The 20011-nt window shown below is 60.7% G+C and carries 17 protein-coding genes and 1 pseudogene; 11 read left to right on the forward strand and 7 right to left on the reverse strand.

The features are described from left to right. Positions 1–172: 172 nt before the first annotated feature. Positions 173–1852 (reverse strand): formate--tetrahydrofolate ligase, encoded by a 1680-nt coding sequence (locus FHX14_RS20760; protein ID WP_184378437.1) that lies wholly within the window; start codon positions 1850–1852, stop codon positions 173–175. A gap of 158 nt (positions 1853–2010) precedes the next feature. Here FHX14_RS20760 and FHX14_RS20765 point away from each other — a divergent pair, with 158 nt between their 5' ends. Beyond that, a complete protein-coding gene (locus FHX14_RS20765; protein ID WP_003592998.1) occupies positions 2011–2541 on the forward strand; it encodes a TIGR00645 family protein in 531 nt (176 codons plus the stop codon). Positions 2542–2635: 94 nt separating this feature from the next. On the opposite strand, the gene FHX14_RS20770 is transcribed toward FHX14_RS20765, so the two are convergent. After that, positions 2636–4318, reverse strand: a complete 1683-nt coding sequence (locus FHX14_RS20770) for a hypothetical protein (RefSeq protein ID WP_184378439.1) — start codon at positions 4316–4318, stop codon at positions 2636–2638. Between the two features lie 326 nt (positions 4319–4644). On the opposite strand from FHX14_RS20770, the gene FHX14_RS20775 reads away from it, so the two are divergent. Both FHX14_RS20775 and FHX14_RS20780 read left to right on the forward strand, forming a co-directional pair. Continuing rightward, complete coding sequence (locus FHX14_RS20775) at positions 4645–5370, forward strand: LuxR family transcriptional regulator (protein ID WP_097626630.1); 726 nt, start codon at positions 4645–4647, stop codon at positions 5368–5370. 46 nt (positions 5371–5416) lie between these two features. Next, positions 5417–5878, forward strand: coding sequence for a PAS domain-containing protein (locus tag FHX14_RS20780; RefSeq protein ID WP_184378441.1), 462 nt, complete (start codon positions 5417–5419; stop codon positions 5876–5878). A gap of 122 nt (positions 5879–6000) precedes the next feature. On the opposite strand, the gene FHX14_RS20785 is transcribed toward FHX14_RS20780, so the two are convergent. The 3 genes from FHX14_RS20785 to FHX14_RS20795 form a co-directional block, all read right to left on the reverse strand. Beyond that, positions 6001–7131, reverse strand: a complete 1131-nt coding sequence (locus tag FHX14_RS20785) for a DUF2333 family protein (protein ID WP_184378443.1) — start codon at positions 7129–7131, stop codon at positions 6001–6003. Between the two features lie 196 nt (positions 7132–7327). After that, positions 7328–8401: a hypothetical protein gene (locus FHX14_RS20790; RefSeq protein WP_184378445.1), complete on the reverse strand. Its 1074-nt coding sequence runs from the start codon at positions 8399–8401 to the stop codon at positions 7328–7330. Positions 8402–8539: 138 nt separating this feature from the next. Further along, entirely contained in the window at positions 8540–9142 is a 603-nt protein-coding gene (locus FHX14_RS20795) for a thymidine kinase (RefSeq protein WP_003592989.1), read from the reverse strand. Positions 9143–9376: 234 nt separating this feature from the next. Between FHX14_RS20795 and FHX14_RS20800 the strand changes: the two genes are divergently transcribed. The 6 genes from FHX14_RS20800 to FHX14_RS20825 all read left to right on the forward strand — a co-directional run bounded on the left by FHX14_RS20800 (position 9377) and on the right by FHX14_RS20825 (position 15138). Next, a complete protein-coding gene (locus FHX14_RS20800; protein ID WP_184378447.1) occupies positions 9377–10333 on the forward strand; it encodes a choline ABC transporter substrate-binding protein in 957 nt (318 codons plus the stop codon). Positions 10334–10407: 74 nt separating this feature from the next. Next, complete coding sequence (gene choW / locus FHX14_RS20805; protein ID WP_003592987.1) at positions 10408–11253, forward strand: choline ABC transporter permease subunit; 846 nt, start codon at positions 10408–10410, stop codon at positions 11251–11253. After that, positions 11250–12302, forward strand: coding sequence for a choline ABC transporter ATP-binding protein (gene choV / locus FHX14_RS20810; protein WP_184378449.1), 1053 nt, complete (start codon positions 11250–11252; stop codon positions 12300–12302). The genes choW and choV overlap by 4 nt, the downstream gene beginning before the upstream one ends. Positions 12303–12333: 31 nt before the next feature. After that, the gene (locus FHX14_RS20815) at positions 12334–13083 is read left to right on the forward strand and encodes a pyridoxamine 5'-phosphate oxidase family protein (RefSeq protein ID WP_003592985.1); all 750 of its coding nucleotides are present in this window, start codon (positions 12334–12336) and stop codon (positions 13081–13083) included. Positions 13084–13199: 116 nt separating this feature from the next. Further along, positions 13200–13517 carry a metalloregulator ArsR/SmtB family transcription factor gene (locus FHX14_RS20820; RefSeq protein ID WP_003592984.1) on the forward strand — a complete coding sequence of 106 codons (318 nt, stop codon included), beginning with the start codon at positions 13200–13202 and terminating at the stop codon, positions 13515–13517. A gap of 295 nt (positions 13518–13812) precedes the next feature. Continuing rightward, positions 13813–15138 (forward strand): aspartate aminotransferase family protein, encoded by a 1326-nt coding sequence (locus FHX14_RS20825; protein ID WP_184378451.1) that lies wholly within the window; start codon positions 13813–13815, stop codon positions 15136–15138. 76 nt (positions 15139–15214) lie between these two features. On the opposite strand, the gene FHX14_RS20830 is transcribed toward FHX14_RS20825, so the two are convergent. Further along, positions 15215–16129: an HD-GYP domain-containing protein gene (locus tag FHX14_RS20830; RefSeq protein ID WP_184378453.1), complete on the reverse strand. Its 915-nt coding sequence runs from the start codon at positions 16127–16129 to the stop codon at positions 15215–15217. A 465-nt stretch (positions 16130–16594) separates the two neighbouring features. Here FHX14_RS20830 and FHX14_RS20835 point away from each other — a divergent pair, with 465 nt between their 5' ends. Next, a complete protein-coding gene (locus FHX14_RS20835) occupies positions 16595–17698 on the forward strand; it encodes a branched-chain amino acid ABC transporter substrate-binding protein (protein ID WP_003592979.1) in 1104 nt (367 codons plus the stop codon). A 119-nt stretch (positions 17699–17817) separates the two neighbouring features. Beyond that, on the forward strand, positions 17818–19515 hold the full coding sequence (gene ade, locus FHX14_RS20840) for an adenine deaminase (protein ID WP_184378455.1): 1698 nt from the start codon (positions 17818–17820) through the stop codon (positions 19513–19515). Positions 19516–19604: 89 nt separating this feature from the next. Here the strand turns inward: ade and FHX14_RS20845 are convergent. Beyond that, positions 19605–20011: pseudogene (locus tag FHX14_RS20845) on the reverse strand (1,3-1,4-beta-glycanase); the annotation flags it as partial.

The following is a 20011-nucleotide window of genomic DNA, read 5'->3' on the forward strand; positions in this document are numbered from 1 at the left end:
CCCTAACCCTCTCCCCGTAAAACGGGGAGAGGGGACGTGCCCTGCGAGGCGTGGGCGAGGGACGGAGAGGTTGCGGCACACCCCCTTCGCCCCGTTTACGGGGAGAAGGTGCCGGCAGGCGGATGAGGGGCAGGTCTCGCAGATCTAGTGAGAAAGATGTCACGTGCACCAATCAGAACAGCCCCTCGATATAACCCTGCTCATTCAGGAAAATCCGCTCCGCCGACGGTGACTTCGGCAGCCCGGGCATGGTCATGATCTCGCCGGTGATGGCGACGACGAAGCCGGCCCCCGCCGAAAGCCGCACCTCCCGCACGGTAACGATGTGGCCTTCCGGCGCGCCGCGCAGGCTGGGATCGGTGGAGAAGGAATATTGCGTCTTGGCCATGCAGACCGGCAGCTTGCCGTAGCCCTGCTCCTCCCATGTCTGCAACTGGTCGCGCACCGCCTTGTCGGCCGTCACCTCGCCGGCATGGTAGATCTTCGAGGCGACGATCTCGATCTTCTCGAACAGCGAAATATCGTCGCCATAGAGCGGCTGGAATTTCGCCTGGCCGGATTCGGCAAGCTCCACCACCTTGTGCGCCAGCTCCTCGATGCCGGCCGAACCCAGCGCCCAGTGGCGGCAAAGGATCGCCTCGGCGCCGAGCCTCGAAACAAATTCCTTCACCGCCGCGATTTCGGCGTCGGTATCGGAGATGAAATGGTTGATCGCCACGACCACCGGCACACCGAACCGGCGGACATTGGCGACGTGGCGGCCAAGATTGGCGCAGCCCTTTTTCAGCGCCGCGACATCCTCCGTGCCGAGCTCCTCCTTCTTCACCCCGCCATTCATCTTCAGCGCTCTGACGGTCGCGACGATGACCGCCGCATCCGGCTTCAGCCCGGCCTTACGGCATTTGATGTCGAAAAACTTCTCGGCGCCGAGATCGGCCCCGAAGCCCGCTTCCGTCACCACATAGTCGCCGAGCTTCAGCGCCGTCTTCGTCGCCGTCACCGAATTGCAGCCATGGGCGATGTTGGCAAACGGCCCGCCATGCACAAAGGCCGGATTGTTCTCGAGCGTCTGCACGAGGTTCGGCTGCATCGCATCTTTCAGCAATACCGCCATGGCGCCGTCGGCTTTCAGGTCGCGCGCATGCACCGGCGTCCTGTCGAAGCGATAGCCGATGATGATGTCGCCGAGCCGCCGCTCGAGATCCGTGAGGTCGGTGGCGAGGCAGAGGATCGCCATCACTTCGGAGGCAACGGTGATGTCGAACCCGCCCTGGCGCGGGAAGCCGTTGGCAACGCCGCCGAGCGAGGAGACCATGCTTCTGAGCGCCCGGTCGTTCATATCCATCACCCGCCGCCAGGTGATGCGGCGGATATCGATATTCTCTTCGTTGCCCCAGTAAATGTGATTGTCGATCATCGCCGCCAGCAGATTGTGCGCCGAGGTAATCGCATGGAAATCGCCGGTGAAATGCAGGTTGATGTCTTCCATCGGCACGACCTGCGCATAACCGCCGCCGGCTGCGCCGCCCTTGACGCCGAAGCAGGGGCCGAGCGAAGCCTCGCGGATGCAGACGATAGCCTTCTTGCCGATCCGGTTCAGCCCGTCACCGAGGCCCACGGTCGTCGTCGTCTTGCCCTCGCCCGCCGGTGTCGGATTGATCGCGGTGACGAGGATCAGCTTGCCGTCCTTCTTGCCCGCTTGCCCGGCGATGAATTCGGCACTGACCTTTGCCTTGTCGTGACCGTAGGGAACGAGTTGTTCGACCGGAATGCCGAGCTTCGCGCCGATTTCGAAGATCGGCTTCTTGGCCGCAGCGCGCGCGATTTCGATATCGGATTTGATTGATGGCATGGATGTTCCCCGTCCGGCCTGCCGCGGGGCGCGGAGGCGTTGTTCCCTCTTCATCGGGATAGCGAAATATCGGCGAGGTGTGAATAGCGCTGCGCCTTGCGGCGGCCACGCCGGATGTTTATGTGCGGTCAATGATCGCGGTTTTATAGGATGAAGACATGAAAGCACTGGAATTGATCATCGAGCGCATCATCCTGTCGAGCCGCTGGATCCTCGTCGCCTTCTATATCGGCCTGGTTGCGGCACTCGCCGTCTATGCCGTTTCCTTCGGCTACAAGCTCCTGAAGATTGCCTCCGGCGTCTTTGCCCTCGACGAGGCGGAGATGATCCTTGCCATGCTCAGTCTGATCGATGCGGCTCTCGTCGCAAGCCTGATCGTCATGGTGATGATCTCGGGTTATGAAAATTTCGTCAGCCGCTTCGATGAAGCGAGCGAAGCCGACAACGAAGTCTCCTTTCTCGGCAAGCTTGATTCAGGTAGCCTGAAGATCAAGGTCGCCTCCTCGATCGTCGCCATCTCCTCCATCCACCTGCTGCAGGTCTTCCTCAATGCCGACAAATATGCCGACGGCAAGATCATGTGGCTGACTTTCATGCATCTCGCCTTCGTCGCCTCCGCCGTCATGCTCGGCTTCCTGGAAAAGCTGATGAGCGTGACGTCGAAGAATGATTTGAAAGATAAGGGGTAGCCGGCGGGAGGAAGACAATTTCAGACCGGCCAACAAGCTGTCGCCCACGGCAACAGCGATGAGCCATCAAGAAATGTTCTTCCGCAGTCCGATATCAATTTGCCAAGGCTGTGGCAGGAACGATCCCGGCCTTCTGATTTCCGGGGCATCGGAGGCTTTCCTTCGCGTCTGGCCCACAGAAATGCAGGCCGGGCTCTTCACCATAAGGAATGATACCATTGATGATGCCGAGATCGAATGCCTGCGAACGCAGTATCTTGTCTCGCTCGATCGATGTCGCAAACATCATCGTCTCATATGTCTCGGAACTGACGCCCATCTCGTCGAAATAGGTGAAGAATTTCGTGTATTCAGCAGTCGTGGGCCGGACGAGGCCGATATCGGAATATCCGACAAGCCGCGGTGTTCCGCTTATCAGGACGAGAGTACAGCTCGAAAGGCAGTATGCACCGCCGGCAGAGACCTCGCCCATGGTCGCCCCGCTTTTGGCCATGCTCGCCTTGCAACGCGGATCCAGCGTCGGGCAGCGGGGCAACCGCGTCCTGCCAATCGAAGTCTCTAGGCCGGCAGCCCGGATCGTGCGCCCTATCGCAAACGCCGCGTCCATGTCTCCACCATAGGACTGAAGGACGACCGGCAGTTTTCGTTCACCGAGCGTTTTCAAGATCGCCTGCAGCCGAGCCGGTGTCTCCGGGGTGATTTCTCCTTCGGCAGAAATCCATTGGTTGCACTCGTCCTGGCAATTGCCGTTATACATCAGCAAAAAATCCATCGGCCGGTTTTCCGGTGGAGTCTCGCTTGTGACCGCGGCCACATCCTGCGCCGGCGCCTTGGATACAGGCGTCGCAGCCGCGACGGGCGCTTGGGCGACCGGGTGGCCGTGACAGACAGTCTCGGCCGCTGCATCCGGCGCGCAGAGCGGCATGCCGGGCCACTCATTGTAGGAGAGCATATCGGTGATGAGACCCGTCCGAAGTGCCTCCGCGGGCAGTACGATGTTGATATTGTCAGGCGTGGCGCTCATCATCAGGCCGATCACATCCTGGCTGACACCCATTTCCTTCAAATAGGCTGTCAACGCGGCACCGGCCTTCTTGCCGAGCTTGGTGGAACTGCTCTGCCCTGCTGATTTGCGTCCAACCTCCTTGCGGGAGATTTCCCTCTTCTTGCCGTTCACGATCTTGTATTCGATGCGGTAGGAGACACGCACCTTGTTATAGACAGTCGTGATCTGGTGAACGCCGATCAAAGCCCATTGCGATGCGACACGCGACGTGCCGCCGGCCAATGCCAGCGGACAGGCGGAAAAACAATATGCGCCTTCCGAATAGGCGTTGCCAAGCGCGGTCCCATCCTTTGTGATAGCGGCATCGCAACGCAGATCGTCGGCCGGGCAATCCTTCAGCCGTGTGCCGCCGACCGCCGTTTCAAGACCGGCTTTGCGGATCATCCGGCCCATCGCATAAGCGGCCTCGACATCCCCGCCCTCCGACCGGAACACAATCGGCAGTTTCCGCCCGCCGATCTTCTTCAGAATTTTTCGGAGCTGGGCCGGTGTATCAGAGGTTATACGACCCTCCGCCGATACCCATCCCGGGCAGTCTTCTATGCAGAGGGGATGGTGCACAAGGATGAAGCGCATCGGCGGCTGCCCTGCCTGCTGCTTCTCTCCGGCAGCCTGCGAGGTTGCAGCTCCGATCGGCAGCGTCAGAAATAATAAAACAAGTAGTATCGGGGAAAGCAGGGACTTCACGAAAAAAGAAATCGCAGAGCGCACGATTAAATTGCCTCAATTATACATAGTAGACGCTTAGCAATTGCCTTGATCGCCAGCAAGCCGGTTTTCGGCACCTGTTGCCGCCGCCTCCCCCAAGTGATTCTCTCCGTGCATCACTGCGCAAGACGCGTGGCTGTGCGGCGTGAAGGAGATCAAAGATACCGCAACGGTATATCCGCAAGTCAAAACTCAACTAAAGCGCGATCGCCCCTCAATAATTTTACACAATTCGAGTAAATCAGCTTGCGCTAAGTCAATTGGGACTAGCATCTGACCGGCTTTCTGTGTTTGATAGCGTTAACATTGGGGCAGCCGGGGGCGTACAGATGTCTTATATGACTACCTCTGAAAGACAGTCATCGCTTTCTGCAGAGCTTGCCACCGCACGAACGCGTAGCCTGTTTGCGCAAGCGCTCGGCAGGGTCTCCGCCGCCTTCGGACTGTCGCATGCGACCCTGATGCACGCGCCCTCCCCGGAAGACCTTCTGCTGAAACCCCTGCTGATCGAAAGCTCGCTGCCGGCCGCCTATATCAAGGAGTTCGACCGCGCCCACATGATGCGTGGTTGTCCTTTCGGCTTACGGCTGAGGGAATCCGCCGTCCCCCCGGCCTGGCATCTGAACGACGCCGCCAATGGTCAGGCCTTTCCCGCCGAACTGCGCGCCCTGATGCTGCGCCATGCCATACCGGCGGGCGTTGCCATGCCGACTATTGCTGCCAATGGCCAGCGCCTGGTTTTCTGGTTCTGCGGCGAGCGCGCCGCACTCGGCCAGAGCGAGGTCAACGAGCTGGCAATGATCATTCTGCATGCACTCGATGCATATAATGCAGTCAAGCGGAATGAGGAATGCGCGCATAACGCGCTGTCGACCAGAGAACTGGAAGTTGTGCGCTGGACGGCCCAGGGCAAGACCTCGATCGAAATCGGCCAGATCCTGGCGCTCTCGGATCATACGGTGAACGCCTACATGACCAACGCGATCAAAAAACTCGATTGCGTCAACCGCACCCAGTTGGTAGCTAAGGCAATTCGATTGAAGCTGATCAACTGAGGAATCGGAAGAGAGTCGGCCCGTCGTCCCGTGATCTGGGGGAATCGTGTCTCTTCGCTTCGAACAGCCCGTCATCGACAAGACTGAGCAATCCCGCGCCCACATCGGCATCACCGATGCGGAAATCGTCCAGATGTTTGCTGCCTATCGCCTTTTCGGCTTCTGGCGGATCGACATCGAGACCGGACATTTCTTTGCAAGCGAGGACGTGCACGCGATATTCGACCTCCCCTACAGCGAGGGCCCCGTCAATCTGGCCGAGCTGATGTCGCGCATCCATGAGGACGACCGCAGCCTGATCGCCCAGACCTTCGAAGAGGCGAGCCTTCACGGCGTCGGGTTCCATTTCGTCTACCGCGTCTGCAATCGGCTTGGCGGCCACAAGCTGGTGCGCAGCGTCGGCCGTTTCCGGGACGGTCAAAGCGGTGGCGGCATAGTCGGCGTCACCTATGAGTTCGTCGAGAGGCTGCGCGTCGTCGGCTTCGAGGACGATACGAGACCGCGCTGACCCCCGGAAATTTTAGAGCATGATGCCGAAAAGTGTGAGCGGTTTTCTCAAGACATCATGCTCTAACTCTTTAATGTAGAACAGGATGATTTTAGGCCGACCCGGCCTAAAATCATCCTGTTCTAGCGGTCGAGTACCGAGCGGATCTCGACGAGGTTCGAGCGCACCCTCAGAATATAGAAGCCCATGGTGGCGAGATGGCTCGGCATGATCCAGCCGTCTTCGCGCCCGTTCGAGATGATCGCCGGCTGAATACGCAGCGCCGCCTGGAACTGCCGCATCGTGCTGCCCCAGACCGCTCCGAGATTGCGCTCCTGCACCACCTGCGAGAAATCCGCCTGCGCGGCGGCAAGGATGGCGTAGTAGGCGTAGAGCTGGCCGTAGGCAAACCAGAACCGGTCGTCAGCGCGCGTATCGAACCAGCCGCGATTGTGATTTTCCGAACGCTCGGCGAGCATGTCGGACGTACCGCCGAGATCGTTGGCGATGCGGTCGATGAACTGCATAAGGTTGTCGGCGCGGCCGTCGAAAATGACGCTGCAGGCGGAAAGATCGGTGTTGAACTTGCGCAGGCTGCCGATCGCCGAGCGGTAATAAGAGGGCGTCGGTGTCTTCGGCCCGAAAGGATTGAGCCCGAAATACCAGCTGTATTCGTCGAACTGCAGGTTACCGCGGGCGCTCTGCAGATCGTTGTTGATGCCCGACGTGCCGCGCACCCGCCCCAGCGTATCGACAAGCTCCGCCGACGTCCGCCGGACCGCCTGATTGATGCCGCGCTGGAACGACGCCTTGTTGTCGAGGAAAGGCGTGTGATCCCAGTCGATGCCGAAAAAGCCCATTTTATAGAGCAGCATCGAGGAGATCCATGCGTTCTGGTTGACGTTGAAGTCGGTCAGGTCGGCCGTCACGTCGACGATGGCCGAACGCTGGCAGGTCTTGGCGGCAGAGCTGTTGCTCCCTTCCGCGACCGGTACGTCCTGCCCGGCAGCAACCTTGCGTTCGGAAAGCCGGTATTGGTCGACAAAGGCAGTATTGAAATTCGACCAGACCTGCGTCTGCCAGAAGAAATAGCCGTAGAGCACGACGAAGAGCGCCACGAACGCGATAACCGGCAGCCGGATCATCCAGCTCCGGCGCTGATACCAGCCATGCGCGGCGAGAAAGGGCCAGAAGGCCCAGGCGGAAAACAGGCGGGCCCAGCGACCGATCGTCTGGCCGATCAGCCTGAAAAAACCGGCTATCCGGTCAAGCATCGTCGTCTCCTGTCAGGCGAGGCGAACACCACAGCGCCGCGCGTCAATTCAGACGCGCTAAGGACGCTGTAACACTTTCAATTACTGCATAGTTGCCACATCCACATATGCGCTCGACGGGCCGAGCACAACACGAGCCCTTCGATTTTTCGGATTGAAGGCATTCCCGAAAGGGGCGCGAACCGGACCCTGCGGCTCAGGACCGCAGGAAAGACAGGCTGAAACGGAGGCGCCGGCGCGCCGTGTCGATCAGCGGCGCTCCCGGTGTCTCCGGCAGCGGTTCGGCATAGGCCGGAAACCTGCCGGCGAATTCCAGGTCGGCGCGGCTCTTGCGCCGCTCCAGATCCTGGGCGACCAGCATGCCCTTCTCGAACAGCCCGATCGGCGCGGCTATATCGGGAAAGAGTTCCGGCTTGATCCGCATCTTCATGCCCGGCCTGTCGGTATCGACCTGCGCCTGGTAGATGATCAACCGCTCCTCGACGTCGATCATCAGTTTGCGCAGCAGCACGTTGCAGGCGGCGATCCGCCCGTTCGCCGAATCGACAAAGGTCTGGAACAGACCGATGAAACGCTCACGCCGCTGACTGTCGTCGCGCATTTCATGCTCCCTGGCGGAAATCTGCTCGGCCTCCGCCTTCAGCGCCCGCCGCTCCGTCTCCATCTGCTCCCAATGCGCCCTGTTGCCGTAGACGCCGATGCGGCCCTGCGTCGTCAGCGCCTTGGCATTGAGCTCCTTCATCTTGAGACGGGCGATATCGATGGAATCGACCAGCCGGCGCCGTTGCTCGACGATGTCGACGAGACCGCGTTCGGCGGCCCTATGCCGTTCGATGATCGTAGCGCGCTGGCCGGCGATCAGCCTGGCGAGCGCATCCGATTTCGTCAGAAGCTCGAGCAGCCGTTCGATGACCGGGGCCTCGCGCACGCGTTCGGTATACATGCGCCACATCCGCTGGCGCGACGTCCAGCCGGCCATCTTCTCCCGCAGCGTCAGCCCCCGGAAGCTGTCGAGATCGGCGGAAACCTCGGCCGTCAATCGGTCGAGGGAAAACACCAGCTCGGCCTGCAGGGCGTCGAGTGCTTCAGCATCGGCGATATGGGCCTGGAAGCGAGCATTCTGCTCGAGGAAAACCTCGTCGGCCGACCGTGCTTCATCGCCGCTGAACGCACTGATCGCGGCCACACAATAGGCTCCATCGGCCGCAACCTTCTCGGCAAGGCTGCCGGCAGCTTCGTATTGGCTTTGGAATGGCGGAGGTTTGCGCACGGGCCTCTCCAGGGAATCTCGTCTTGCCCAAGCTAGAGCATGATGCCGAAAAGTGTGAAGCGGTTTTCCGCCCGCAATTGCGTAAAATGGAAAAGCAGGTCGCTTGCGGCGCCAAAGAAACAGGCGGCAGCCGCGTCTTCAGACCGGATCGGCGGTCCAGGCCCCATTCATCGCTTCGTCCCAATGCCTGCGGCAGAGCGAGACATATTTCTCATTGCCGCCCACATCGATCTGCGCGCCTTCATGCAGCACTTTTCCCTCCGCGTCGAGCCGCACCACCATCGTCGCCTTGCGCCCGCAATGGCAGATCGTCCGCACCTCGCGCATTTCGTCGGCGATCGCCAAGAGTTCCTGCGAGGCCGGAAACAATTTGCCCTGGAAGTCGGTTCGGAGGCCATAGACCATCACAGGAATGCCGAGCCTGTCGACGACGCGGGCAAGCTGCCAGACGTGGATAGGCGTCATGAAATGCGCCTCGTCGACGAAGACGCAGGCAATCGGGGCCCCCTCTCCGCTTAGCGTCGCAATCAGCCGGAACAGGTCCTCATGCGGCTCGAAGGGGATGGCGCTCGCCTCCAGCCCGATCCGCGAGCCGATGACGCCCCGGCCGGTGCGCTCGTCGAAAGCGGCGATCAGCTGCACCGTGCGCATGCCGCGCTCCTGGTAATTGTAGGAGGCTTGCAGCAGCATCGTCGATTTGCCGGCGTTCATCGTCGAGTAATTGAAATAGAGTTTTGCCATCCGATCTCTCCTTGATCGGTTTATTGAAGCTCACAATGGCAAAGAAAAGCCCCCTGGGGCGATAATCACAGGAATCCCGGCCCGCAAATCGCCCGGCGGCCTGAAAACGAGGTGCCGCGAAAAATCCGCCGACGTCGCAATCGCATGGGTCGATACGACGCAAACGCACTGAGGTCGCTTGTCAAACTCGGCTATTGGTGGTTGGCTTGGGAACTTAAAGACTGGGAGTCTAAAATGAAAACAACAAGCACGTTCAAACTGGTTACTGCAACTGCCGTCGCCGCCCTCTCCGTTGCGACCGCCGCCTTCGCCGCCGATCCCGACAGCTGCTCCACCGTCCACTTCTCGGATGTCGGCTGGACTGATATTACCGCCACCACCGCCACCGCATCCGTCGTCCTGAAGAGCATCGGCTATCAGACCGACGTGAAGGTTCTCTCGGTGCCGGTCACCTACACCTCGCTGAAGAACAAGGACATCGACATCTTCCTCGGCAACTGGATGCCGACGCAGGAAAAGGACGTCCGCCCTTATCTCGATGACAAGTCGGTCGAATCCTTCGGCCCCAACCTCGTCGGCGCCAAGTACACACTCGCCACCAACGCCAAGGGCGCCGAACTCGGCATCAAGGATTTCAAGGACATCGCCGCCCACAAGGACGAACTCGACGGCAAGATCTACGGCATCGAGCCCGGCAATGACGGCAACCGCCTGGTCATGGATCTGATCGAAAAGAATACCTTCGGCATGAAGGAGATGGAAGTCGTCGAATCCTCGGAACAGGGCATGCTCGCTCAGGTCGCCCGTGCCGAGAAAGCAGGCAAGCCCGTCGTCTTCCTCGGCTGGGAGCCCCATCCGATGAACACCAACTTCAAGCTGACCTACCTCACCGGCGGTGACGACGTCTTCGGTCCAGACTTCGGCGGTGCCAAGGTCTATACCAATGTCCGCGCCAGCTATCTCGACGAATGCCCGAATGTCGGCACGATGCTGAAGAACCTGAAGTTCTCCCTCGACATGGAGAACAAGATCATGGGCAAGATCCTCGACGACGGCAAGGAGCCGGAAGCTGCCGCTTCCGAATGGTTGAAGGCGAATCCTTCTGCGCTCGAGCCCTGGCTCGCAGGGGTCAAGACCCGCGACGGCAAGGGCGACGCGCTGGCGGCCGCCAAGACCGGTCTCGGCCTTTGATGCTATGAACGGGGCGGCGAGCCGCCCCGTTTCATTTTGTTCATTGTTGATTTTTTCTGGATAGGCGCGCGCTCTTGAATTGGATCACCGACTTTAAGATTCCCATCGGCCCCTGGGCAAAATCCTTTGTGGACTGGCTCACCTCGAACGGCGCATGGTTCTTCGACCAGCTCGCCTCCGTGCTGTCGCACGTTATCGACGGGCTGCTTTTCGTGCTGCAGAAGCCTCACCCGCTGATCGTCATTGCCGTCATCGCCGCCATTGCCTTCTGGCTGCGCCGATCGATTGCCGTGACCCTCTTCACCTGTCTTGGTCTGTTGCTGATCATGAACCAGGGCTACTGGAAGGAAACGACGGAGACGCTCGCTCTTGTGCTGGCCTCCACTTTCGTCAGCATGGTGATTGGCATTCCGCTCGGGATTGCAGCGGCCCGCCGCGCCTGGATCTATGCCGCCATGCGCCCGGCGCTCGATCTCATGCAGACCATTCCGACATTCGTCTATCTCATTCCGGCGCTCATCCTGTTCGGCCTCGGCATGGTGCCGGGGCTGATCGCCACCGTCATCTTCGCGATCCCGGCCCCTATCCGGCTGACGCGCCTCGGCATCATCTCGACGCCGCCTTCGCTTGTAGAAGCCGCCGTCGCCTTCGGCGCGCGGCCGATGCAGGTGCTGCGCAAGGTCGAGCTTCCCTTCGCCGCGCCGCAGATCATGGCGGGCCTCACCCAGACCATCATGCTGTCCTTGTCGATGGTGGTCATCGCCGCCCTCGTCGGCGCCGATGGTCTCGGCGTGCCTGTCGTGCGGGCGCTGAACACCGTCAATGTTGCGAAAGGCTTTGAAGCCGGTCTCTGCATTGTCATCCTCGCGATTATTCTCGACCGCATGTTCCGCGCGGCAGGTGAAGGAGACGGAGCATGACCGCGGTAAGCTTCAAGGATGTCAGCATCATCTTCGGCGGCCGGCCGGAAACAGCGCTTGCCATGGCCGGTCAGGGCAAGACACGTGACGAAATCGGCGCCGCCACCGGCCTGGTGCTCGGCGTCGCCAATGCCTCGCTGACGATCGAGGAAGGCGAGATCCTGGTGCTAATGGGCCTTTCCGGCTCGGGCAAGTCGACGCTGCTGCGCGCCGTCAACGGGCTCGCCCCGGTGGTGCGCGGCGATGTCGCGGTCTCCACCGCCACCGGCTCCGTCAACCCCTACAAGTGCAATGCCAAGGCCCTGCGGGAGCTGCGTACCCACACCGTCTCCATGGTGTTCCAGCAATTCGCTCTTCTGCCCTGGCGCTCGGTCGCCGAGAATGTCGGCTTCGGCCTCGAACTCGCGGGCATGCCGGAGGCCGAACGCAAACAGCGCGTCGGCGAGCAGCTCGAACTCGTCAACCTGACGAAATGGGCCGACCGCAAAGTCAACGAACTCTCGGGCGGCATGCAGCAGCGCGTCGGACTTGCCCGCGCCTTTGCCACCGGCGCGCCGATCCTGCTGATGGACGAGCCGTTCTCGGCGCTCGATCCGTTGATCCGCACCCGCCTGCAGGACGAACTTCTAGAGTTCCAGCGGCGGCTGAAGAAGACAATCCTCTTCGTCAGCCACGATCTCGACGAGGCCTTCCGCATCGGCAACCGCATCGCCATCATGGAGGGCGGCCGCATCATCCAGTGCGGAACGCCGCATGACATCGTCAAGAACCCCGCCGACCAGTATGTCGCCGATTTCGTGCAGCATCTCAATCCGATCAGCATGCTGACGGCGGCCGACGTGATGCAGTCCGGCCTCGGCCAGACTGCCGCCGGCATGAGTGTCAGCGCCACGGCCCGCGCCGCGACCCCGCTCGTCGATATCCTCGATGCCCTTGCCCGACAGCCGGGCAGTATCGGCATCGTCGAGAACGGCACGATCGTTGGCACCATCTCGGCCCAGGATATCGTCGCCGGCCTTACCCGCCATCGCCGCAAGCAGGACGCTTGATGTTTTCAAGCCGCTTTGCCACAAAGCGGATATGAAAGATCAGCCCTCGCCCATACGCGAAACCGACGATGACGCCCGCAAACTCGCCCGCGTGCTTCTGCGCTCCGCGCGGCACGCGGCGATTGCCGTTCTCGACCCCGAGACCGGCTTTCCCTTCGCCAGCCGCGTGCTCGTCGCCACCGATATAGACGGCGCCCCCGTCATTCTCGTTTCGAAGCTCTCTGCCCATACCAAAGCACTCGCCAGGGACGCGCGCGCCTCACTGCTGACAGGCGAGCCCGGCAAGGGCGATCCGCTCGCCCACCCTCGCCTGACGACCCAATGCCTGGCGCAACCCGTCGAGCGCGGCGACGCCTTCCACGAACGTATCCGCACGCGTTTTCTCGCGCGCCACGCCAAGGCAAAGCTTTATATCGACTTTCCCGATTTCCTCTTCTTCCGCCTTAAACCGGAGCAGGCCAGCCTCAATGGCGGCTTCGGCCGCGCCTACCAGCTCGATGGGAACGACCTCATTATCCAGTCGGCTGCGAATGAGGAGATTGCCGCCGGCGCGGCAGAAACAGTGCGAGATTTAGTAGAACGCCACCCCGATGTGGCCGAGGCCCTTGCTGCCAGGCTGAAGGCACCGGAATCGGCTTCCTGGCGCATTTGTGGTATCGATCTCTCAGGTTTTGATATGATTTCCGGCGATTTTCTGCTGCGATATGAATTCGAAACCCTCGCTGGGGATGCCGATCACATTTGTTCAAACATATCTAAAATAGCATACTCGATACCTTAAATTTAGGTATATACAATCTTCGACCCCAATTGCTAGTTTTTGGGCGTCGGTCAAAATCCGACTGACGGCCAGCGCCAACAAGCATGATGTACGTTTCGCATTAGGAAGATAACAATATGGAAACCACTGATTTGGCCGATCACACCAATGTGGCGGCAGCTTTATTGTCGGCCATGGCAAATCCCAAGAGATTGCTGATCCTGTGCAGCCTGGTGAAGGGCGAAGTGGCCGTCGGCGTGCTTGCAACGCAGGTCGGCCTCAGCCAGTCGGCACTCTCCCAGCATCTGTCGAAACTGCGCGCACAGAAGCTGGTCAAGACGCGCCGTGACGCACAGACCATCTATTATTCCAGCACCTCCGAGCCGGTCATGAAGATCCTGGCAACGCTCGAAGACATCTACCTGGTGACGAACAGGAACAGATCCGCCGCTTAATGATAGCGCTGACATGAATGTCGGCCGATGCCATGCCGCAAGGAGATGTTCCCGGAGGCGCGGCAACGATATTTCAGCACGTGAACCTTATGGCACGACCGGTAAATCCTGCGATTTGCCGGTCGTGCCCTTTTTTGCCGCACCTGCCGGTCCCTCAAAACTCAAGCCTTCCTGTCCCGAGTGGCTCTCGGGCGTTTTACCGTTGACGCTTCAAGAAGCCCTGATAATTTGACCGGGCAGTCAAAATATGGGCGTGAAGCCCCGGGAACGGGCCGTCAGCGGCCAGGAGAACAGCATGTCCAATCGCCTCAACGCACCGAACGATCTTCGCGCCTTCTGGATGCCGTTCACGGCAAATCGCCAGTTCAAGAAGGAGCCGCGTATGTTCGTCGGCGCCAAGGACATGTATTATACGACCCATGACGGCCGCCAGGTGCTGGACGGCACCGCCGGCCTCTGGTGCGTCAATGCCGGCCACTGCCGCCCGAAGATCACCGAGGCGATCCGCGAGCAGGCCGGCGAACTCGATTACGCCCCGGCCTTCCAGCTCGGTCACCCCAAGGCTTTCGAACTGGCGAACCGCCTGGTCGACATCGCGCCGGAAGGCCTGAACCACGTTCTCTACACCAATTCCGGATCCGAATCCGTCGAGACGGCGCTCAAGGTGGCGCTCGCCTATCACCGCGTGAAGGGCAATGGTTCACGCTTCCGCCTGATCGGCCGCGAGCGCGGCTATCATGGCGTCAATTTCGGCGGCATCTCCGTCGGCGGCATCGTCACCAACCGCAAGATGTTCGGCACGCTGCTGACCGGCGTCGATCACATGCCGCACACGCACCAGCCCGGCAAGAACAACTTCACCCGTGGCGAACCCGAGCATGGCGGCGATATTGCCACTGAGCTCGAGCGCATCGTCACCCTGCATGACGCCTCGACGGTCGCCGCCGTCATCGTCGAGCCGGTGGCCGGCTCCACCGGCGTTCTGATCCCACCGAAGGGCTATCTGCAGAAGCTGCGCGAGATCTGCACCAAGCACGGCATCCTTCTGATCTTCGACGAGGTCATCACCGGTTTCGGCCGCCTCGGCGCCCCCTTCGCCGCGCAATATTACGACGTCAAGCCTGACATGATCACCGCCGCCAAGGGACTGACCAATGGCGTCATTCCGATGGGCGCCGTCTTCGTGACCTCCGAGATCCATGATGCCTTCATGAACGGCCCGGAACACATGATCGAATTCTTCCACGGCTACACCTATTCGGGCAATCCGATCGCTTCCGCCGCGGCCCTCGCCACGCTCGATACCTACAGGGAAGAAGGGCTGCTGACGCGCGCCGCCGAGCTTTCCGACTACTGGGCCGATGCGCTGCATTCGCTGAAGGTCTGCCCCAACGTCATCGACATCAGGAACACCGGCCTGATCGGCGCGATCGAGCTCGATCCGATCGCCGGCGAGCCGACCAAGCGCGCTTTCACCGCTTTCCTGAAAGCCTATGAAAGCGGCCTGCTGATCCGCACCACCGGCGATATCATCGCGCTGTCCCCGCCGCTGATCATCGAGAAGCACCATATCGACGAACTCTTCGGCAAGCTGCGGACCATCCTGCAGAACAACATCTGAAGACGCGTCCATAAGCGCTTCGGGCCCGCGGCGGACAAAATCCCCGCGGGTCTTTTCGTTTCGGAACAGAAAAACCTCAGGTCACGGAGGCGACCGAAAGGCAGATGGCGAATTTCTTCAGGAGCCGGCGGTCGAAGTGTCCTTCATTGCCGAACATCCACTTCAGTGCCTCGCTCGCGCTCCACGCCGCCTTGTATGACCGTACCGAGGTAATGGCGTCATAGACATCGCAGATCGTGGCAATCCGCGCATGGAGGCTCAACTCTCTGCCCGACAGCCTGCGCGGATAGCCCTTGCCGTCGATGCGCTCGTGGTGATTGAGGCAGACATCGAGAACGATCTCCGACATGCCCTCCTGCCGCGACAGGAAAGCGTGCCCCTTCTCCGGATGGCCGCGGATCAGGCTGATCTCGTCCTTTTCCAGAGGCCCGGCCTTGTTGAGCACCTCAACCGGAATTTCAAGCTTGCCGACATCATGCAACAATCCCGCGGTGCCGAGTAGTTGGACCGTCTGCTCGTCCAGTCCGAGATGGCGGCTGAACAGGATCATCAGCGCGCTCACCGAAATGGAATGGAGGAAGGTCACTTCGTCTTTCGATTTCAAACGCGTGACGTTCAGGAAAACCGAGGGATTTTCCTCCATCGACTTGGAGACGGATGAAATCACCGGCGCCACATGCGCGACGCTTATCGCATCACCGTTGCGCAGCCTGGCGAAAGCCTCGTCCAGCACCTGCACGGATTTCTGGACGGTCTCGCGCGCGGCCTGGATATCGATCTCGATGTCACGGCCCGGCAGGCCGTTGGTATCGAGCCCCTTGCTGGTGTTGATGACGACACTGGCAGTGCCGCATTTGCGAATTTTTGCGGCATCGACCTCGCGCCGCAGCGAAAACCTGCGCTTCGACAAAAGCGGATCCTGCCACAGGCCCTCGACGGCCTCCACAAACATTCCGATACGCACCTGGCTGGCGTCGATACGCTTGAGCATCCAGTCTCTGTTTCCCGATGTGTCTATCTAATTATCTGTATGGGTCACTTTTTCAATACTGCGGTATTTTGGGTATCACGGGATACTACTGCAATCGGCCAAACTAACGGTTAATGGGAAAGATAAAGACAACCCTACGAGGTGGTTTCGTCTGGACCGAGGCGCTTCCCTTTGCAGCTTCGCCGATGAGAAATCACCGAGAAGCGAAGAAAGTGACCGCCTTGGAACGAGTTTCCGGCCGGATCGATCCGATTTCGCTTCCAATTTGTTATGAACTTGCGCAATCCCGTCAAAATTCCTAGAAATCTCGTCATGAGCTTTCCCCGAGTCAAATATGGCCGGCAGGCTCACTGATCGCGCCTTTGTCGATCGTCCTTGGCACGGCCCAAAGAGCCGTGGAATGATCGCAAAAACCGGCGCGGCACCTCATCGCGGGTCGAAGGACCCCACCCAAGGAGACAGACAATGACCCTCAAGACATTGACGGCGACACTCGTCGCGTCGCTTGCCTTCGCACCGCTTGCCCATGCCGATATCACCATCGGCCTGATTGCGCCGCTGACCGGCCCGGTCGCCGCCTATGGCGACCAGGTGAAAAACGGCGCTCAGACCGCCGTCGACGAGATCAACAAGAAGGGCGGCATTCTCGGCGAGAAGGTCGTCCTCGAGCTGGCCGACGATGCCGGCGAACCGAAGCAGGGCGTTTCCGCCGCCAACAAGGTCGTCGCCGACGGCATTCGCTTCGTCGTCGGCCCGGTGACCTCGGGTGTCGCTATTCCGGTTTCGGACGTGCTGGCTGAAAACGGCGTACTGATGGTCACTCCGACCGCAACCGCCCCCGACCTCACCAAGCGCGGCCTCACCAACGTGCTGCGCACCTGCGGCCGCGACGACCAGCAGGCCGAAGTCGCTGCCAAATACGTGCTGAAGAATTTCAAGGACAAGCGCGTCGCCATCGTCAACGACAAGGGCGCCTATGGCAAAGGCCTTGCCGACGCCTTCAAGGCGACGCTGAACGCCGGTGGCATGACCGAAGTTGTCAATGACGCGGTCACGCCCGGCGACAAGGATTTCAGCGCCCTCACCACCCGCGTCAAATCGGAAAAGGTCGACCTGGTCTATTTCGGCGGCTATCACCCGGAAGGCGGCCTGCTCGCCCGCCAGCTGCATGACCTCGCCGCCAACGCGACGATCATCGGCGGCGACGGCCTCTCCAACACCGAATTCTGGGCGATCGGCACGGATGCGGCGGCAGGCACGCTGTTCACCAATGCCTCCGACGCCACCAAGAACCCGGATTCCAAGGCTGCCGCCGATGCGCTCGCTGCCAAGAACATCCCGGCCGAGGCCTTCACGCTCAACGCCTATGCCGCCGTCGAAGTGCTGAAAGCCGGCATCGAGAAGGCCGGAAGCGCAGAGGATGCGGAAGCCGTCGCGGCCGCGCTGAAAGACGGCAAGGAAATCCCGACCGCTATCGGCAAGGTCACCTACGGCGAAACCGGCGACCTGACCTCGCAGAGCTTCTCGCTCTACAAATGGGAAGCCGGCAAGATCGTCGCCGCCGAATAAGCTATCGCTGATCGCCATCGACCGGGCGCCCCTATGGCGCCCGGTTTCGTTTGCGGCACTCGCTTGTGGCGGCAGATCAGCTATAAAGTTTGGGAATCGGTTGCAATGTGAGCAAGGCCATGACCAGCAAACTCGAACGCCTCATCGACCAAGGGGTCGGCCGCGTGCCGGCCGATATCGTGCTGAAGGGCGGCCGTTTCTTCGACCTCGTCACCGGCGAACTCGTCCACTCCGATATCGCCATCGGTGCCGATCGCATCGTCGGCACCTCCGGCAATTACGAGGGGGAAACCGAGATCGACATATCGGGAAAAACAGTCGTTCCCGGCTTCATCGACACGCATCTGCACATCGAATCCTCGCTCGTCACGCCGCATGAATTCGACCGCTGCGTTCTGCCCTATGGCGTCACCACCGCAATCTGCGATCCGCACGAAATCGCCAATGTGCTCGGCGCCGCCGGCATCGAATTCTTTCTCCAGTCCGCGCTCGAGACGATCATGGACATCCGCGTCCAGCTCTCCTCCTGCGTGCCGGCAACACATCTCGAAACCTCCGGCGCCGATCTGCCGATCGAGCGCCTCCTGCCCTTCCGTCACCACCCGAAGGTCATCGGCCTTGCCGAATTCATGAACTTCCCCGGCGTGATCCACAGGGATCCCATCTGCATGGCGAAGCTCGACGCCTTTCAGGACGGCCATATCGACGGCCACGCACCGCTGCTGTCCGGCAACGACCTCAACGGCTACCTCGCAGCCGGCATCCGCACCGAGCACGAATGCACGACGGCCGGGGAAGCGCTGGAAAAGATCCGCAAGGGCATGCATATCCTCGTGCGCGAGGGCTCGGTGTCGAAGGATCTCGCCGCACTGATCCCCATCATCACCGAGCGGCTTTCGCCCTATCTCGCGCTCTGCACCGACGACCGCAACCCGCTCGACATCGCCGAACAGGGCCATCTCGATCACATGATCCGCACGGCGATCGCAAACGGCGTCGAGCCCCTGGCGATCTATCGCGCCGCCTCGATTTCGGCCGCCCGCGCCTTCGGCCTCAGGGACCGCGGCCTGGTCGCGCCGGGCTGGCGCGCCGATCTGGTGGTTCTCGACAGCCTGGAAGGTTGTCGCGCCGAAATGGTCTTCTCCGCTGGCCGTCGCGTCACCGATGCGCTCTTTTCCTCACGCAGACCTGTTGCGCCGATCGGCCTCGACAGCGTCAAGGCCCGGCCGGTCAACGCCGCCCATTTCGGTGTGCCGGTTGCCGAAGGCGAAACGCCGGTTATCGGCGTCATGCCAGGCAAGATCATCACCGAGCATCGCCGCTACCGGCTGCCCGTTAGGGGCAACGAGACATCGGTCGATCTTGCCAACGACATCATCAAGGTCGCCGTCATCGAGCGCCATGGCAAGAACGGCAATCACGCCAACGGCTTCGTCCAGGGCTTCGGCCTGAAGAAAGGCGCGATCGCCTCCACCGTCGGCCATGACAGCCACAATATCTGCGTCGTCGGCGTCGACGAAGACGACATGGCGCGCGCCGCAAACCGCCTTGGTGAGATCAAGGGCGGCTTCGTCGTCGTCGAGGACGGCAGGGTCACCGGCGAAATCGCCCTGCCCATCGCCGGCCTGATGAGCCTGGAGCCTTACGAGACAGTCCGCGACACCCTACACCACCTGCGCAAGGCCGCCTTCGCACTCGGCGCCACGCTGGAAGAACCCTTCCTCCAGCTGGCCTTCCTGCCGCTGCCGGTCATCCCACACCTGAAGATTTCCGACCGTGGCATGGTCGATGTGGACAAGTTCGCGCTGATCCGCTGATCGAATCCTCGGAAAATTCCCCGCCAGCGCCAATCTTGGGATATCGTAACGACCGGCCCATCGGGGTCGGCCGCTTTGGCATCGAGCGGTCACGCAAACTGGAAATCTGACGACTGCAGACTCGACACAGCCACGTTCTTCAGCGTGATGGTGTTATCAGCATCCGCTGTGATGATCGTGTCACTGCCAGAATCGTTTGATGCGGCAAGAAGTGCCGCCCAATCAGCAAAAACGCTGACATCGATCTTGATCGTGTCATGCGTCATGCCGGTAGCCACGAAGTTTGTGATTGTATCGTGACCCCAGTTGGGCGAATAGACGAAGAAGTCAGCCGCTGCTCCACCGACGAGTATGTCATCGCCTGCGCCACCTGTTAGCGTGTTAGAACCGCTACCGCCGACGATCACATTATCGAGTGCGTTGCCGGTCCCGGCGAAAGCCCCTGTGCCGGCAAAGCTCAGGTTCTCGACATTGTCGGCAAGCGTATAGCTCGCCA

The sequence above is a fragment of the Rhizobium sp. BK619 genome (genome assembly GCF_014195245.1).
Taxonomy (GTDB): Bacteria; Pseudomonadota; Alphaproteobacteria; order Rhizobiales; family Rhizobiaceae; genus Rhizobium; species Rhizobium acidisoli.